The sequence below is a fragment of the Marinobacter pelagius genome (assembly GCF_900114925.1).
In the GTDB taxonomy this organism is placed as follows: domain Bacteria; phylum Pseudomonadota; class Gammaproteobacteria; order Pseudomonadales; family Oleiphilaceae; genus Marinobacter; species Marinobacter pelagius.
Genome location: NZ_FOUR01000006.1, coordinates 1 through 17,136, shown reverse-complemented (window position 1 = coordinate 17,136; position 17,136 = coordinate 1). Strand labels below are relative to the sequence as shown.

The following is a 17,136-nucleotide window of genomic DNA, read 5'->3' as shown; positions in this document are numbered from 1 at the left end:
CGGCCAAATGTTGGCGGCGCCGAACCCGTGAGCGATAAATTTATTGTAGGCAAGCGCTATCCCCGTTGCCATAGGCAGGGAGTATCGGTTCGTGACAATCTGTCCATGAAATGGTCAGGTTGGTAACGGGAGAGACAAAGTTAAAGATAAAGTGGCCGGCGGGCAGAATGCCCGCCGGCGGAGCGGGATCAGGCGAACTTTGTGTTGGTTTCGGCCTTCTCCAGGAGCAGGCGCGGAGGCGCAAAACGCTCTCCGAATTGCGATTCCAGCTCTTTGGCACGCTCGGTGAAGGCACGCACGCCGTACTGGTTGATGAACTGGATGGCGCCGCCGGTCCAGGGGGCATAGCCGATACCGAAGATGCTGCCGATGTTGGCATCCTCCACGGTTCTGAGCACACCTTCTTCCAGGCAGCGGACCGTCTCGATGGCCTGGATGAACAGGATTCGGTCCTTGAGGTCCTGCAGGGAGGTGGCGCGGGCTTTGTCCTGGTCCACGAACAGGTTCTCAAGCTCCGGCCAGAGGTACTTTTTGCCCTTGTCCGGGTATTCATAGAAGCCAGCGCCGGCCGCCTTACCCTTCCGGGCGTGCTCGTTGACCATCGCATCGATGATCGCCTCGGCGGGATGGGCGTTCCAGGTGCCGCCGGTGGCCTCGGTATCCCGGCGGCTCTGATCCCGGATGTGCTGCATGAGGGTCATGCTGACTTCGTCGGAAATGGCCAGCGGACCCACCGGCATGCCCGCGAGCACGCCCGCATTTTCAATGCTGGACGGATGGATGCCTTCGCCAAGCATGGCAATGCCTTCGTTGACGAAAGTACCGAATACCCGGGAAGTGAAGAAACCGCGGCTGTCGTTCACCACGATCGGGATCTTGCCGATCTGCTGGACGTAGTCGAAGGCGCGGGCCAGAGTATCATCGGAGGTTTTCTCACCCACGATGATCTCCACCAACTGCATCTTGTCCACCGGCGAGAAGAAATGCAGGCCGATGAAGTTATCGGGCTTGCCGGACGCTTCGGCAAGCTGGGTGATGGGAATGGTGGAGGTGTTGGAAGCGAAGATACCGTTGGCTACCATCTTCGGCTCCGCTTCCCGGGTTACCTTGCCTTTCAGGTCGCTGTCCTCGAAGACCGCCTCGATAATCAGGTCGCAACCCTCAAGATCATCGGCAGAAGCCGTTGGCTTGATCCGGTCCAGGATGGCAGTCTTCTGCTCATCGGTCATTCGGCCACGACTGACTTTCTTGTCCAGCAGTTGCTCTGAATAGCGCTTGCCTTTCTCCGCGTTTTCCACGGACACATCCTTGAGCACAACGTTGACGCCACGAACAGCGGTGGCATAGGCAATGCCTGCGCCCATCATGCCCGCGCCCAGCACGCCCACCTTGCTGAAGGTTGCCCGGTCAACGCCGTCCGGGCGGCTGCCGCCTGCCTTGATGGCGTTGAGCTGGAACCAGAAGGTGCCAGTCATGTTCTTGGCGACCTGTCCCACCACCAGCTCGGTGAAGTAACGGGTCTCGATCAGGCTGCCGTTGTCGAAATCCACCTGTGCGCCTTCCACGGCGGCCGACAGGATGCGTTCAGGCGCCGGGTAACAGCCCCTGGTTTTCTGCTTGAGCATGGCCGGGGCAATGGAGAGTTTCTGGGCCATGGCAGGGTGGTGCGGCGCACCGCCGGGGAACTTGAAGCCTTTCTGGTCCCAGGGTTGCTGCTTTTCCGGATGGGCCTCGATGAAGGCCCGGGCAGTGCTCAGCAATTCCTCCGGGGCGCTGACCAGCTCATCCACGATGCCGGCGTTGAGGGCGGCTTTCGGGTTAACCTTCTTGCCTTCCATGAGGAAGGGGAAGGCCGCTTCCAGACCGATCATCCGCGGCAGTCGCTGGGTGCCACCGCCACCGGGCAGCAGGCCAAGGTTGACTTCCGGCAGGCCCAGCTGGATGCTTTCGTCATCCAGGGCAATGCGGTGATGGCAGGCCAGGGCGATTTCCAGGCCGCCGCCGAGCGCCGTACCGTTGATCGCCGCCACTACGGGTTTGCCGGTGGTTTCCAGGAAGCGCAGGTCGGCCTTCAGGCCATTGACCATGTCTTCGAATTCCTGGGCCTGGTCCCGGGTGACACTGTGCAGTTCCTTGAGATCGCCGCCGGCGAAGAAGGTTTTCTTGGCCGAGGTGATGATAATGCCGCGGATGTTCTCAAGGTCTTCCTTAACCCGGTTGACGGTTTCGGACAGGCCGCTACGGAACTCCCCATTCATGGTGTTGGCGGACTGGTTCGGCATGTCGATGGTGAGGGTCAGGATCTGGTCTGAACCCAGGTCGTACTTGATGGCACTCATGTTCGGTTCTCCTGTAATGGAACGTGGGTTCAAACGCGCTCGATGATGGTGGCAATGCCCATGCCGCCACCGACACAGAGGGTGGCGAGGCCATAGCGCAGTTCGCGGCGTTCCAGCTCATCCAGCAGGGTGCCGAGGATGATGGCGCCGGTTGCACCCAAAGGGTGGCCCATGGCGATGGCGCCCCCGTTCACGTTCACTTTCTCGTCCGGAACCGAGAGTTCTCTCTGGAAGCGCATCACCACGGAGGCGAAGGCTTCGTTCACTTCAAACAGGTCAATCTGGTCTGCGGTCATGCCGGCTTTTTCCAGTGCCTTGCGGGCCGCCGGGGCAGGGCCGGTCAGCATGATGGTCGGGTCGGTGCTGGTGACCGCGGTGGCGACGATGCGGGCCCGCGGCGTCAGCCCCAGAGCCTTGCCCTTGGCTTCGCTGCCGATGAGCATGGCGGTTGCACCGTCCACGATGCCAGAGGAGTTGCCGGCGTGGTGGACGTGGTTGATCTTCTCCACGTAGTGGTATTTTTCACGGGCAACACCGTCAAAGCCCATTTCGCCCATCATCTGGAAGGAAGGCCTGAGGCCGGCCAGGGATTCCAGAGTGGTGTTGCCGCGCACATGCTCATCCCGGTCCAGGATGACTACGCCGTTCTGGTCGGTGACGGGAATGATGGATTTGCTGAAATAACCCTTTTCCCAGGCGTTGGCCGCTTTTTGCTGGGACCGGACGGCAAATCCGTCGACATCTTCCCGGCTGAAGCCTTCAATGGTGGCGATCAGGTCGGCACCGATGCCCTGGGGCATGAAGCCGGTATGCAGGTTGGTTTCCGGGTCAGTGGCCCAGGCGCCGCCGTCGGAACCCATGGGCACGCGGGACATGGCTTCCACACCACCGGCGACCACCAGGTCCTCCCAGCCGGAGCGCACTTTCATGGCGGCCAGGTTCACGGCTTCCAGGCCCGAGGCACAGAAGCGGTTGAGGGTAACGCCTGCTACTTTTTCGTCCCAGTCCGCCGCCAGTGCGGCGGTCTTGGCGATGTCGGCGCCCTGGTCGCCGATGGCGGTGACGCAACCCATGACAATGTCATCCACCTGGGTGGTGTCGAGGCTGTTGCGCTCCTGCAGGGACCGGAGCATTGAGGTCAGCAGGGTGATGGGTTTGACGCTGTGCAGCGAACCGTCTTTCTTGCCGCGGCCCCGGGGGGTGCGGACTGCGTCAAAGATATACGCCTCGGTGGTCATTACCTTTCCTCTGATGGTTTTGTCGGATTATCGTTATCAGTCGACTAACCATAGCCCCTGCAGGGCAGGGTGGGTAATGACGCGGGCTGCCAATCCCATTGGCGAAATTGCTCAGGGCGTCCTGGGTCAGCAGCACCGCGGGGTTCGTTTATTGGTCGGTAATACCGGAAAGGGCGCTGTTCAGCCGTTCCGAGAGAGCGGTCTCCGGGGTTTCGTCAGACGGTTGCAGACACCACTGGGCAACCAGTTTCTCCAGCTCTGAGAGGCGGTCACCGGCCTGTTCGGTGTTGCCCATGCCCTCTGACAGGCGCTGGACCTGGATTTCCATCCGGCGTTGCTGGTCTTCGGCCGGAGACTCCATGCCTGAAAGAATTTCGGCACGAATCACCAGTTCCCGGTCTGAGAGACCGGCCTGGGTTGACGCCAGCGCTTGCCAATGGTCCGGAAGATCGGACGAAGCCACACCGCCGTTACCACGGGCGCTGGCCAGCTCCTGCCATTGACTGACCTTCTGCTGCAGAAGCTTGCTGTCCAGAGCCCGTTGGAACTCACCTTTGGCTGCCTGGACCCGCTCCTTCACATCCTGGGAGAGGGCATTGCCCTTCACGTCCCGGAGCTTCATCAGCGCATCCCGAAGGGCCTCGGCGGAGCTTTCCGGGGTGACAGCTGCCAGCTGAGTGAGAAGCTCGGTGGCTTCCCGGTCTGCGGTTTCGCTGGCCTGCTGGCGGGCATCGCGTTGGGCGTCCCTGCGGGCAAAGATCTGGTCACAGGCTTTGCGGAAGGCTTGCCAGAGTTTACGGTCCTCGCGGTGGCGGGTGATACCGATGGCCTTCCATTCGGACTGCAGCGCCTTGGCCTCGTTCATCGCCTCCTGCAGCGGTTCATGCTCGATCAGCGCCTCGGCTCTTTCAACGATGGCCTGTTTCAGGCCTTCATTCTTCCGGCGCTCCTCGTCGAGCGGTGATTCCAGACGCTTCAGCAGATCATCGAACCGTTTCTGCACCGGACGGTTGTCGCGGAATTCTACCGGCCAGGCGGCTTTCCACTCCTGCCGGGCGGTCTGGTGAATGCGCTCGGCGCCTTTCCAGTCGATCGTCGTCCAGTCGGCGTTCTCGAGGAAGGTTTCCAGCTCGGCACAAATGGCCTGGCGCTTCTCCAGGTTCGCCTGCTTGAGCCCGGATTTCGCCTCGAAATAGGCTTTGCAGGGTTCGAAGGCGCGATCAGAGGCACTCTTGAATCGGGTCCAGAGGGCCCGGTCGGAGGAACCGCCCAGTTCCCGCCATTCGCTCTGCAGTTCCTTGATGCGTTCGGCCTTCGCCTCCGGCTCCATGGGTTGCTCGGCGAGGTACTCCATCTGCTCGCACAGGGCAATCTGTTTGGGCTCGGTGGCAAAACCCTGCCAGTCGCTGAGTTCCCGGAACTGGCCGGTGAGCAACTGCATCCTGGCCTGGAAAGGCTTGGAGTGGCGCCGGTCCAGGTCCCGGAACTGATTCTGTGCGGTCTTCAGGAGTTGCCGGGATTCCCTGAACTGCTTGGCTTCCAGAGCAGACTCCAGCTTGTCGAGGGTGATTTTCAGGTTATCGACACGAGCCTTCTGGTCGCCCTGGTCCTCTTTCTCGGCAGGCTTTTCCGCACGCTTGCCGGCCAGTTTGCGTACCGGCTCAAGCAGTGCTGGCTTCGGGAATCCCTCGGGCCAGTCGATCTCGCGGATCAGGGTCTTGGCTTGTTGCTGCTGTTCTGTGGTGAATGCCTCATCTGAATCCAGTGCTGCGGAGAGTTCGCCGATGTGTTCACGCGCCTGGGTCAGCCGGCGCAGGGCCGACAGGTAGTTCCTCAGGGCCAGCATCGCCGACTCGTAAGTCTTTTGTTCCTGCCGGGACACGTCGGTATCCCGGGTGGCTTCCAGCCAACGGTTCTCCTGAGTTCTCTGGAGTGCGTCCAGGGAGGAGAGCGAGGGCAGGGAATCACCGGTCTGGGATTTGAGGTCTTCAAGCGTACTTGTGAGCAGTTCCAGGGTTTCCTCGCGCTGACGCAGTTGCTCCCCGTGACGCTTTTCTTCCTCGCGAGCTGCTTCCATCTCTTGCAGGCGCTCGCGGCAACGATGGGTAGCCTCGAGGAATTGCTGAACCTGCTCCGCCGTTGCCTGGCTTTCCAGTTCTTTCCACTGGTTGGTCAGCGCTTCCAGCCGTGCCTGGTAGAGCTTGGTGTCCTCGCTGCGGGCCTGCTCCTGTGCGTTATTGATCAGGGTCGTGATGGTGCGGGCAACGTTTTCCTGGCGTTCCACGTCCTGGCGGTGAGCTTGCAGCGCCTGCTTGACGGTCTGGTAGACACCCTTGTCCCGTCCTTTGGCCTGCTTCTGCACCTTTTGCAGTTGCTCGGCGTCGGTCAGACCCTTGGCGGCCGACAGGCGGATATCCGCGGTCACACCCTCCAGGGCGAGTTTTGCCAGCTGCTCCTGTGATGGCGAACCTTTCAGTAATCCGAGCTGGCTCTCCCTCTGGTCGGCGCGCAAATCTTCCTGGGGAACCTGGGACTGTTCGGGCACTTCCTTGCGGGGTTTTCCGGTCGTCTCTGATGACTTGCGGGATTTGAACAGTTTCTGGATGAATGCGGCCATGAAGGTGTCCTTTGGGATTGAAACCAGTCCTCGGTGTCCGGCAAAGTGTGCCGTCACCGGCCATCGGCCCTGTCGAGCCGGGTACACGCATAACGCGAAGCCTGTTCAGGTTTTCACGGGCTCCGGGCTATGCTTTGAAAATCGGTGGCTAGTCTAGCGTTTTGGGTGCGCTCGCGGAAAGGGTCTGAATGGCAAAACAGGAAAATCAGGACGATCAGGAATACAAAGCACGGGCGGCCGCACTGAGATTGCTGGCTCGCCGTGAACACAGCCGTCTGGAGTTGTCCCTGAAACTCAGGCAGCGCCGCTTCGAGAATGGTCTGATCGAGGAGGTGCTGGACGAATACGAGGAACAGGGGTGGCTTGATGACCACCGGTTTGCCGATGTCTATGCCCGCCAGAGAATGGATCTCGGTTACGGCCCGCTCAGGATTCTTGGCGAGCTGCAGCAAAGGGGCGTTCACCATACTCCGGAGTGCCTCGATGCCATGACCGATGAGGACTGGTGTGCGGTTGCCATCAGGCTGCGGGAGCGGCGGTTCGGCTTGTCAGACCTGGAGGACGACTGGGATACCAAGGTGAGACAGGCCAGATTCCTGAATCGCCGCGGGTTCTCGGCTTCCCAGGTTGAACGGGCCCTGGAGGCCCGGGAACTCCCGGAGGGCTGACTCCCCGCAAGTCTCAGAGAGTCGGTGGGATCAGTCCCAGCTCTTTGGGCAGGCTGGCTCTGAGTGCGGAGGTTGCCGGCTCTTCCGGCGTCGTGCTGCGGGAATCCGCGGGACCTGCCTCAGGCTCGATTCCCACGATCTGCGGTTCTTCCGGTTTCGCAGGAGGCGCCGGCGTTATCACCCGTGCCAGCACGTCGTAGTAGCGGCGGATATTCTGCACGTAGATCACCGGTTCCTGGCCGCGGGCAAAGCCGTATCGGGTCTTGGTGTAATACTCCTTCTGGGCCAGCAGCGGCAGGAATTCCTTGACGTCCATCCAGCGGTCCGGGTCCTTGCCGGCGCTCTCGGTCAGCCGTCGGGCATCCTCCAGGTGGCCAAAACCGACGTTGTACGAGGCCAGTGCAAACCAGGTCCGGTCAGGTTCGGGGATTCTTTCCGGTATCTTGTCGTGGACCATCTGGAAGTACTTGGCTCCGCCCTGGATACTTTCCTCCGCGTCCAGCCGGTTGTTGATGCCGACGTAGCTTGCCGTATTACGGGTCAGCATCATCAGGCCGCGGACACCGGTAGGCGAGACTGCATTCGGCCGCCAGTGGGATTCCTGGTAACCGATGGCCGCGAGCAGGCGCCAGTCCATGTTGAATTCCCGGGCATAGTCCCGGAACAGCTTCTCGTATTTCGGGAGGCGGTTTTCCAAGTGGTGCATGAAAGTCCGGGCACCCACGTAATTCAGCCGGTCCAGGTGCCCGTAAAAGCGCTCGGACAGCTGCGCCAGCACACCGTTGTCCTGCAGGCGCTGAAGGAATTCACCGGCAGCCTGAGCCAGGGTCCCGTCCTGCTTCTTCGGAAACAGCCACACCAATTCCCGCGGTTCGCCGAGACCGAAGGCCTCGTTCACGTGGGGGTAGAAAACGTGGTTAAGTTCGAGCTCGTTGGAGGACACCACAGCATACGGAAATTCGCCACTCTCAACCCGCGCCAGAACGCCGGGCGCATCGAGTCCCGGATGAACCTCCCAGGAAATGTCCCCGGCTGCGGCCGAGGCTTTCAACAGGTGCTCGTGATCGCTGTCGGCGACCAGGTGGAGGGTTTGCCCGGCGAGGGCTTCCAGGGATTCCGGATGCTCCATGTCCCGGTGATAAACCACCACGGACTGGGCCTTGATCCCGGTGGGAATGGCCTCGTAATTGTCCGCGAAGTCCGGCTGCAGAGACACACCGGCCATGCCGATGTGGGCAAAGTTACGCTCCAGTACCGACAGGATTTCCGTGTTGTCGTCGGCAACGCGGACTTTCAGTTCGACACCGATCTCGTCAGCGAACCGTTTCGCAAGCTCGTAGTCATAGCCGGTTGCCCCTTCGCGGCCTTCGAAGTACATGGAGGGCGCTACCCGGGTAATGACGTGGAGAACACCTTCGTTCTGGATTTCCTGGACGGTACTCGGGCGCGAGCAACCCGTTAGAGCCAGGGTGGCTCCTAACAGAAACACAAAATGCGCCGGGACGGCGCCGAGGTGATTGAAAAATCTGGACAAATCCCTAGTCTCCGTTGCAGCTGTATCAGCCAGATACGCTCATAAAACCCGAGCGTATTCCTTTGTCATGCTGTGCGTAGCGTCCGTTGCCACGCTAACTATGATCCCCGCCTCACCCCTGATGGTCAATAAAATTGCTCAATTAATGTGCAAAATAATGTCAATTTTACAGTCCGGAATAACCGCAGCGGCGCTGTAACCTCGATGCGCTTTCAAGTATCATTGCGGCCTTTCAAATAGCACCGGACTTCCTCTTTTCGCGCGATACAGGTTGATATCATGCTTGAACTTCGCGGCGCACCCGCGCTTTCGCCTTTCCGCTCCCGCAAACTGCATTCCCGAATTCAGGAGATTGTTCCTGAAGTCAGACATGTCTATGCAGAGTTCATGCACTTTGTGGACCTGGAGTTTGAGCTCTCCGATTCCGAGCAGGCCATCCTCGACCGCCTCCTGGTCTACGGCCCCAGCGTTCCGGTAGAGGAGCCGGATGGTGTTCTGTTCCTGGTGGTGCCGAGACCAGGCACCCTGTCTCCCTGGTCGAGCAAGGCCACCGACATCGCCCGCAACTGCGGACTGCGTCAGATTCATCGCATCGAACGGGGCGTCGCCTATTACATCCGGGCCACCAAGAAGCTTGGCCTGGATCAGCGTGAAAAGATCGCAGCGTTGCTGCATGACCGGATGACCCAGAAGGTTTTCCACGAGATGGGTGGTGCCGAACTGCTGTTCAGCCACGAAGAGCCCCGTACCCTGGGCCGCGTGCCGGTGCTGGCTGGTGGCCGCGACGCCCTGGTCAAAGCCAACCGCGATCTGGGCCTGGCGCTGGCGGACGACGAGATCGATTACCTGGTGAAATCCTTTACCGATCTCCAGCGTGATCCGACCGATGTCGAGCTGATGATGTTCGCCCAGGCGAACTCCGAGCATTGCCGCCACAAGATCTTCAATGCGTCCTGGGATATCGATGGCGAAGGTCAGGAAAAGTCGCTGTTTGCGATGATCCGGAATACCTATGAGATGAACAGCGAGGGCGTTCTGTCTGCCTACAAGGACAACGCCTCCGTCATCCGTGGCAGCCGTGGCGGTCGTTTCTTCCCGGATCCCGAGACCGGTGTTTACGGTTACAACGAAGAAGACATCCACATCCTGATGAAGGTGGAGACCCACAACCACCCGACGGCCATCGCGCCGGCGGCGGGTTCTGCCACCGGTTCCGGTGGCGAGATCCGGGATGAGGGCGCCACTGGTCGCGGTTCCAAGCCGAAGGCGGGGCTGACCGGATTCACCGTGTCCAACCTGAACCTGCCCGGCGATTCCCAACCGTGGGAGATCGGCTACGGCAAGCCTGACCGGATCGCTTCCGCGCTGGATATCATGATCGAGGGCCCGATTGGCGGCGCTTCGTTCAACAACGAATTCGGCCGCCCGAATCTTGCGGGCTATTTCCGTACCTTCGAAGAGAAGGTGCCGGGCCCGGCCGGCGAGGAAGTGCGCGGCTACCACAAGCCGATCATGATCGCTGGCGGTCTCGGCAACATTCGCGAACAGCATGTGGAGAAGGGCAACATTCCGGTTGGCGCCAAGCTGATCGTGCTCGGTGGCCCGTCAATGCTGATCGGTCTGGGCGGTGGTGCTGCCTCGTCCATGGATTCCGGCTCCAGTAACGAGAACCTGGATTTTGCTTCGGTACAGCGGGACAACCCGGAAATGGAGCGCCGCTGCCAGGAGGTGATTGATCGCTGCTGGCAGATGGGCGAGAAGAACCCGATCTGCTTCATCCACGATGTCGGCGCCGGCGGGCTCTCCAATGCCATGCCTGAGTTGGTCAAGGACGGTGGCCGTGGCGGCAAATTCGAACTTCGTGACATCCCCAGTGATGAGCCGGGCATGTCGCCGCTGGAGATCTGGTGCAACGAGTCCCAGGAACGTTACGTGATGGCGGTTGCGCCGGAAAACCTGGATCTGTTTGACGCCCTGTGCCGGCGCGAGCGTTGCCCTTACGCCGTCATTGGCGAAGCCACCGAAGAGCATCACCTTGAGCTTGGCGATTCGTATTTCGACGACAAGCCGGTGGACCTGCCGATGGAAGTCCTTTTCGGCAAGCCGCCCCGCATGCACCGGAGCATCAGCCGTTCGTCGTTCACCAAACCGATTTTCGATTCCACCAAGATCGATGTGAACGATGCGATCCGCCGGGTACTGCGGTTGCCGTCTGTAGGTTCCAAGAGTTTCCTGATCACTATCGGTGACCGGACCATTACCGGTCTGGTGGCCCGCGACCAGATGGTCGGTCCCTGGCAGGTGCCGGTGAGCGACGTGGCAGTCACTGCGAGCTCCTTCGACGTGCGCACCGGTGAAGCCATGGCCATGGGTGAGCGCACTCCGGTTGCGGTCATCGATGCACCGGCATCCGGCCGTATGGCAGTGGGCGAGGTGATCACCAACCTGGCCGCGGCGCCGATTGCCAACCTGTCCGATATTCGCCTGTCCGCGAACTGGATGGCCGCAGCCGGCCACCCGGGTGAGGACGAAAACCTGTATGAAACCGTACGTGCGGTAGGCATGGAACTCTGCCCGGCGCTGGGTATCACCATCCCGGTTGGCAAGGACTCCATGTCCATGAAAACCACCTGGGAAGAGGAGAGCGGTGAGCAGAAGAGTGTGACTGCGCCCCTTTCCCTGATCATCAGCGGTTTTGCGCCGGTGACCGACGTCGCCCGTACCCTGACGCCCGAACTGGCTACCGATGCCGGCGAAACCGACCTGATCCTGGTGGATCTGGCGGCCGGCCAGAATCGCCTGGGCGGCTCAGCCCTGGCACAGGTCTTTCGCCATGTGGGTGCGGTGGCACCGGATCTGGATGACCCGGAAGACATCAAGGCGTTCTTCGCAGTCATTCAGGGCCTGAACGCGGATGGCAAACTGCTTGCCTACCACGACCGCTCTGATGGTGGCCTGTTTGTCACCCTGGCGGAAATGTGTTTTGCCGGTCGTACCGGTGTCGATATCAAGCTCGATGGCCTGGCTGAGGATGCCTCCCAGTTCGCCCGTGAATTGTTCAACGAGGAACTCGGGGCGGTCATCCAGGTTCGCCGCGAGGACACCGGGTTTGTACTCCAGCAGTTCTCCGGTGCCGGCCTGGGCGATCACACCAGTGTGATCGGTACCCTGAACGAGGACGATCGCCTGCGCCTGAGCTTCGAGGGCGAGAAGGTGGTGGACGAACCTCGCACTGAACTTCAGCGTCTGTGGGCAGAGACCAGCTACCGGATCCAGTCCCTCAGGGATAACGCCGACTGTGCCCAGGAAGAGTTCGATAACCTGCTGGATGCAGAAGATCCGGGTCTGCACGTTGATCTGAGCTTTGACATCAACGAGGACGTTGCTGCCCCTTACATCAACACCGGCGCCCGCCCGAAAGTGGCGGTCATGCGTGAGCAGGGCGTGAACGGCCAGGTGGAGATGGCGGCGGCATTCGACCGCGCCGGTTTCGAAGCGGTTGATGTGCACATGAGTGACCTGTTGGCCGGGCGCGTTACGCTGGACGGTTTCAACAGCCTGGTAGCCTGCGGTGGCTTCTCCTACGGCGATGTTCTGGGAGCCGGCGAAGGCTGGGCAAAGTCCATCCTGTTCAGCGATCGGGTTCGGGATCAATTTGCCCACTTCTTCAACCGTCAGGATACGCTTGCGCTGGGCGTCTGTAACGGCTGTCAGATGCTGTCCAATCTCCACGAGCTGATTCCGGGCAGTGAGGGCTGGCCGCGCTTCGTGCGTAACCAGTCCGAACAGTTCGAGGCCCGGCTGGTGATGGTAGAGGTTGCCTCCTCGCCGTCGGCGTTCCTGGACGGTATGGCCGGTTCCCGGATGCCCATCGCGGTCGCCCATGGCGAAGGCCGGGTCGAATTTGCTTCCGGTACGTCTGCCGGGGCGCTGTCCGAGAACGAACTGGTGGCCCTGCGCTATGTTGATAACCGGGGCCAGGTAACCACTCGTTACCCGTACAATCCGAACGGTTCCGAGGAAGGTATCACGGGTGTTACCACCCGGGATGGGCGGGTTACCATCATGATGCCGCATCCGGAGCGGGTGTTCCGTGCCGTTCAGCATTCCTGGCGCCCGGAGGGCTGGCAGGAAGATGGTCCATGGCTGCGGATGTTCCGTAATGCAAGGCGCTGGTTCGCTTAAGCGATACTGAACCGGAAGCCGGTGTCGGAGATACTCCCTGGGAGTACTTTCCGGCACCGGCTTTTTTGTTTTGGCCTATGCTCCTTTTCAGGGCGGTTTTCAAGGAAAAAATGTCCCGAATTCTGCAAAAATCCCCTTGACTCAATAATTTTATGCACACTCTCAGCGCCACGTTGTGTGATCTGTGCACAAAACCCGGGAAATTGGTTCAATAATTGGCCGTATATTATAACCTATTGAAATATAAGGGATTTAATAGTTGGGCCATTTTGTCGCCAATTTGAGTGGAGTCCAGTAATCATGGGGGTTCGGGGCATGTTCCCAAAAACTTTCCCCAGAGTTATCCACAGATTCTGTGGGTAAGTTTCTAAGCTATTAATCTGTACAAAAAATATCCGATTTCGCAGGAGGTTTCATGTACAAGATGTGTTATTTCGTTCCGGAATCTCACCTTGAGCAAACCAAGCAGGCATTATTCACTGCCGGGGCCGGAAGAATCGGCGATTACGACAGCTGTGCATGGCAGTGTAAGGGGCAGGGTCAGTTCCGTCCGCTGGAGGGCAGTGACCCCTATCTTGGGTCCCAGGGCGAAGTGGAGGTAGTGGATGAGTTCAAAGTGGAACTGGTTTGTGAGGACAGTCTGATTCATGACGCTCTGAAAGCGCTTAAGCAGACCCATCCCTATGAGGAGCCTGCCTATGAAATCTTCCGGATCGAGGATTTCTGATCAAGCCTTGCCTTTGGCCGACATGGGGCGCCGGATGTCCTTGAGGTGCACCTGGTAGTTTTCAGTCTTCATGTCTTCGAGGAACAGCTCGAGGGTCTTGCGGACGGTCGGAAACGAGATTTCATCCCAGGGGATTTCTTCTACCGCAAACAATTTCGACTCCAGGGATTCTTCCCCGGCGCCAAACCGGCCCTCGATAAGGGTGGCCCGGTAAAACATGTGCACCTGGTTGATGTGTGGCACATCAATGATTGAGAACAGGCCATGGATATCCACTTCGGCCAGCGCCTCTTCACGGGTTTCCCGAGCTGCGGCCTCAATGGTGGTCTCGGCATTCTCCATGAACCCGGCAGGAAGGGTCCAGTAGCCGTACCTGGGTTCGATGGCGCGTTTGCACAGCAGAATTTTGCCTTCCCACACCGGAACCGTGCCGGCGATAATCCGCGGGTTCTGGTAATGTATGGTTTCGCAGCTGACACAGACATAGCGGTGCCGGTTATCGCCTTCGGGGATGCGTTGTTCCACCGGATGGCCGCATGTGCTGCAGTACTTCATGATTTTCCCCGTATACTGAATTGGTTTTGGTAGTCAGTTTAACGATACCGACTGCTGCTGTCTCACCTAACAGAAAGAAGTTCCCGGGAGACCAGATTTGCGAGATTTTCTCACTGAGCGACTGGCTGGCTATGCTCCACAGCAGCTCGCCCTTGATTATCCCGAAGCCGGGATCCTGGTGCCGGTTACCGATGATCCCCGCAATCCGGAAATGGTATTTACGCTCCGTTCCGCCAACCTGAGCACCCATCGGGGGCAGGTGGCCTATCCGGGAGGCAAGCGGGATCCCGGAGATCCTTCCCTTGCGGCGACCGCGCTGCGGGAAACCCACGAGGAGATCGGCCTGCCGCCGGACCAGGTGGAGGTGATCGCCCCGCTGAGCCAGGTCATGTCCCGCTACGGCATTCTGGTGACTCCCTACGTTGGGGTGGTGCCCGCTGATCACTCTCTCGAACCCAACCCGGCGGAAATAGAATGTGTATTCCGGGTTCCCCTGTCGTTTTTCCTGGAAGACCGCCGGGAACGCACCGATGCCCTGAGTTTTCTCAACAATACTTTCTATGTTCCCTGCTATCGCTGGGAGCGTTTCCAGATTTGGGGCCTTTCCGCTGTGGTTCTGGTTGACTTCCTGAACGCGGTGTACGATGCCCGGATTGATTTGCTGGAACCCCCCAAAGGAGGCTGACATGTTTTACGAGCTTGGAGATCGCAGGCCAAAGCTGGAAGGCGATAACCAGTTTGTTGCCCACAATGCCACCGTGATTGGCAACGTGAAACTGATGGAAAAAAGCAGTGTCTGGTACAACGTGGTTATCCGCGGTGACAACGAACTGATCACCATTGGCCCGGAAACCAATGTTCAGGATGGCTCTGTGCTGCATACCGACCCCGGGATTCCCCTGACTCTTGGGCGAGGGGTGACCGTTGGCCATAAGGTCATGCTTCACGGATGTGAGATCGGCGACTATTCTCTGATCGGAATCAATGCCGTTGTGCTGAATGGCGCAAAAATCGGCAAGCACTGCCTGATCGGTGCCAATACCCTGATCCCGGAGGGTATGGAGATTCCGGACGGATCCATGGTGGTCGGCTCTCCCGGCAAGATCAAACGTGAGCTGAACGACAACCAGAAGAAAATGCTGGAGATGAGCGCTGCCCATTACGTCGAGAATGGTGCCCGCTACATTCAACAACTGACAGCCTGCGACCCCGATAAATGAATGTGTCCGATAAAGTCCGCTCACCCTGCGTGAGCGTGTGTGCCCTGGACGAGAACGATGTCTGTATCGGATGTCATCGTACCGGAGACGAAATCCTGCGCTGGACCCAGATGAGTAATGACGAACGAAGGGAAGTCCTGCGCGAGGTGGCAAAGAGAGAACAAAAGGTGGCCCTCTGACATGACAGATAACAACACCGTACGTATCGGTACTCCTTTAAAGAGCAATGCCTTCAAGGTGCTGTTCTGCGGCTCCGGTGAGCTTGGCAAGGAAGTGGTCATCGAATTGCAGCGCTACGGCGTGGAGGTGATTGCGGTTGATCGCTACGCCAACGCGCCGGCGATGCAGGTTGCCCATCGCTCCCATGTGGTCGATATGCTCGATCCCGCGGCCCTGCGTTCCGTGATCGAGCAGGAGAAGCCGAATCTGATTGTTCCGGAAATCGAGGCAATCGCTACCCCGGAACTGGTGAAGCTCGAGGAAGAGGGTTACCGGGTTATCCCGACTGCCCGGGCGGTGAACCTGACCATGAACCGGGAAGGGATTCGTCGGCTGGCCGCGGAAGAGCTTGGTCTCCCCACGTCTCCCTACCGTTTTGCCGGTAATAAAGAAGAGTACCTGGCTGCTGTAGCCGAGGTTGGCTTGCCCCTGGTGGTCAAGCCGGTGATGAGTTCCTCCGGTAAAGGGCAGAGCACGGTCAAGACCGAGAGTGATATCGAGGCTGCCTGGGAGTATGCGCAAAGCGGGGGGCGCGCCGGCAAGGGGCGGGTCATCGTTGAGGGCTTTGTGGACTTTGACTATGAAATCACTCTGTTAACCGTGCGGCATCGCGATGGAGTGTCCTTCTGCGAGCCGATTGGTCATCGCCAGGAAGACGGAGACTACCGGGAGTCGTGGCAGCCCCAGCCGATGTCGGCAAGGGCCCTGGAACGTTCCCGTGAGATTGCCTCTGCCGTGGTTGAAGATCTGGGCGGTTACGGCATCTATGGTGTCGAGCTGTTTGTTAAGGGCGACGAAGTCTGGTTTTCCGAAGTGTCCCCGCGCCCCCATGATACCGGGCTGGTGACACTGGTCTCCCAGGATCTTTCCGAGTTCGCGCTTCACGCCAGAGCGATTCTTGGTCTGCCGATTCCGGCGATCCGTCAGAATGGCCCGAGCGCGTCGGCAGTCATTCTCCCGGAAGGTGAATCCGGGGAGGTGGCATATACCGACCTGCAGTCTGCTTTGACTGAGCCGGATACCCAGTTGCGCCTGTTCGGTAAGCCCGAGCTTAAAGGAAGGCGTCGGATGGGGGTGGCGTTGGCCCGGGGGGAGTCTATAGAAGAGGCAAGGGCGAAAGCTCGTAATGCTGCCGCTGCTGTAAAGGTAGAGATCTGATTTTCTGCCCGGGTGAATTGTGAGCTTCCGGGTATTGGCAGTGTGGTGCGTATTCAGTATAGTTTTTGAACGAACTGATCGGGTTTTGACCGGTCGAATAGGTGGAAGCCGAAGTCCGGGAAAATAAACCGAAATTGGTCGTTGACAGTTTCCCTGAGGGCTGTAGAATGCGCACCACTTCTGAGGGACAAGCCACTGACGCAGCGGCGGCCCGAGGGAGTAACTGCTTGAAAGCTTTGAAGAAAATGGTTTTCAGATTTCTTCAGAAAGCGGTTGACAAGGTAGCGGTTCAGTGTAGAATGCGCGCCTCGTTTGAAGCAGTAAGCCGAACGGTTTTTGGCGGATTTGAGAGTTTTGAAAACGCTGAAAATTAACGGTTGACAGGGTCGGGATTCGATGTAGAATACGCGGCCTTGATTGAGCAGACGCTCAACGCTCTTTAAAAAGTTAACCAAGTAATTCGTGTGGGCGCTGGCCGAGGTATTTCGGACACGAAATATCAGGACAGTGACTCGTCGAAATTGAGTTTTGTCTTGAGCAAGAATAGAGAATCTTCGGATTCTTGTATGATTTAAACTGAAGAGTTTGATCATGGCTCAGATTGAACGCTGGCGGCAGGCTTAACACATGCAAGTCGAGCGGTAACAGGGGGAGCTTGCTCCCTGCTGACGAGCGG

The 17,136-nt window shown here is 59.2% G+C and carries 12 protein-coding genes and 1 rRNA gene; 8 read left to right on the top strand and 5 right to left on the bottom strand.

Annotated elements, in window-relative coordinates:
• Window positions 1-188 precede the first annotated feature (188 nt).
• The 3 genes from BM254_RS12435 to BM254_RS12425 all read right to left on the bottom strand — a co-directional run bounded on the left by BM254_RS12435 (window position 189) and on the right by BM254_RS12425 (window position 6,194).
• A complete protein-coding gene (locus BM254_RS12435) occupies window positions 189-2,339 on the bottom strand; it encodes a 3-hydroxyacyl-CoA dehydrogenase NAD-binding domain-containing protein (RefSeq protein WP_092004024.1) in 2,151 nt (716 codons plus the stop codon).
• Between the two features lie 29 nt (window positions 2,340-2,368).
• The gene (locus BM254_RS12430; RefSeq protein ID WP_092004021.1) at window positions 2,369-3,577 is read right to left on the bottom strand and encodes an acetyl-CoA C-acetyltransferase; all 1,209 of its coding nucleotides are present in this window, start codon (window positions 3,575-3,577) and stop codon (window positions 2,369-2,371) included.
• A gap of 148 nt (window positions 3,578-3,725) precedes the next feature.
• Window positions 3,726-6,194, bottom strand: coding sequence for a DUF349 domain-containing protein (locus tag BM254_RS12425; protein WP_092004018.1), 2,469 nt, complete (start codon window positions 6,192-6,194; stop codon window positions 3,726-3,728).
• A 188-nt stretch (window positions 6,195-6,382) separates the two neighbouring features.
• On the opposite strand from BM254_RS12425, the gene BM254_RS12420 reads away from it, so the two are divergent.
• A complete protein-coding gene (locus tag BM254_RS12420) occupies window positions 6,383-6,862 on the top strand; it encodes a regulatory protein RecX (RefSeq protein ID WP_092004015.1) in 480 nt (159 codons plus the stop codon).
• Between the two features lie 13 nt (window positions 6,863-6,875).
• Here BM254_RS12420 and mltF read toward each other — a convergent pair whose 3' ends face one another.
• Window positions 6,876-8,345, bottom strand: coding sequence for a membrane-bound lytic murein transglycosylase MltF (gene mltF, locus BM254_RS12415; RefSeq protein ID WP_425434494.1), 1,470 nt, complete (start codon window positions 8,343-8,345; stop codon window positions 6,876-6,878).
• 330 nt (window positions 8,346-8,675) lie between these two features.
• Between mltF and purL the strand changes: the two genes are divergently transcribed.
• On the top strand, window positions 8,676-12,581 hold the full coding sequence (purL, locus tag BM254_RS12410; RefSeq protein WP_092004011.1) for a phosphoribosylformylglycinamidine synthase: 3,906 nt from the start codon (window positions 8,676-8,678) through the stop codon (window positions 12,579-12,581).
• A gap of 415 nt (window positions 12,582-12,996) precedes the next feature.
• On the top strand, window positions 12,997-13,308 hold the full coding sequence (locus BM254_RS12405) for a YqfO family protein (protein ID WP_092004008.1): 312 nt from the start codon (window positions 12,997-12,999) through the stop codon (window positions 13,306-13,308).
• Here BM254_RS12405 and BM254_RS12400 read toward each other — a convergent pair whose 3' ends face one another.
• Window positions 13,309-13,863: an NUDIX hydrolase gene (locus tag BM254_RS12400; RefSeq protein ID WP_092004006.1), complete on the bottom strand. Its 555-nt coding sequence runs from the start codon at window positions 13,861-13,863 to the stop codon at window positions 13,309-13,311.
• Window positions 13,864-13,960: 97 nt separating this feature from the next.
• On the opposite strand from BM254_RS12400, the gene BM254_RS12395 reads away from it, so the two are divergent.
• The 5 genes from BM254_RS12395 to BM254_RS12370 all read left to right on the top strand — a co-directional run.
• Window positions 13,961-14,548, top strand: a complete 588-nt coding sequence (locus BM254_RS12395; RefSeq protein WP_092004003.1) for an NUDIX hydrolase — start codon at window positions 13,961-13,963, stop codon at window positions 14,546-14,548.
• Between the two features lies 1 nt (window position 14,549).
• Window positions 14,550-15,083, top strand: coding sequence for a gamma carbonic anhydrase family protein (locus tag BM254_RS12390; protein ID WP_092003999.1), 534 nt, complete (start codon window positions 14,550-14,552; stop codon window positions 15,081-15,083).
• Complete coding sequence (locus BM254_RS12385) at window positions 15,080-15,262, top strand: DUF1289 domain-containing protein (protein ID WP_092003996.1); 183 nt, start codon at window positions 15,080-15,082, stop codon at window positions 15,260-15,262. Before BM254_RS12390 ends, BM254_RS12385 begins: the two co-directional genes overlap by 4 nt.
• A gap of 1 nt (window position 15,263) precedes the next feature.
• On the top strand, window positions 15,264-16,460 hold the full coding sequence (gene purT / locus BM254_RS12380; RefSeq protein WP_092003993.1) for a formate-dependent phosphoribosylglycinamide formyltransferase: 1,197 nt from the start codon (window positions 15,264-15,266) through the stop codon (window positions 16,458-16,460).
• Between the two features lie 573 nt (window positions 16,461-17,033).
• Window positions 17,034-17,136: ribosomal RNA gene (locus tag BM254_RS12370) — 16S ribosomal RNA — on the top strand; the annotation flags it as partial.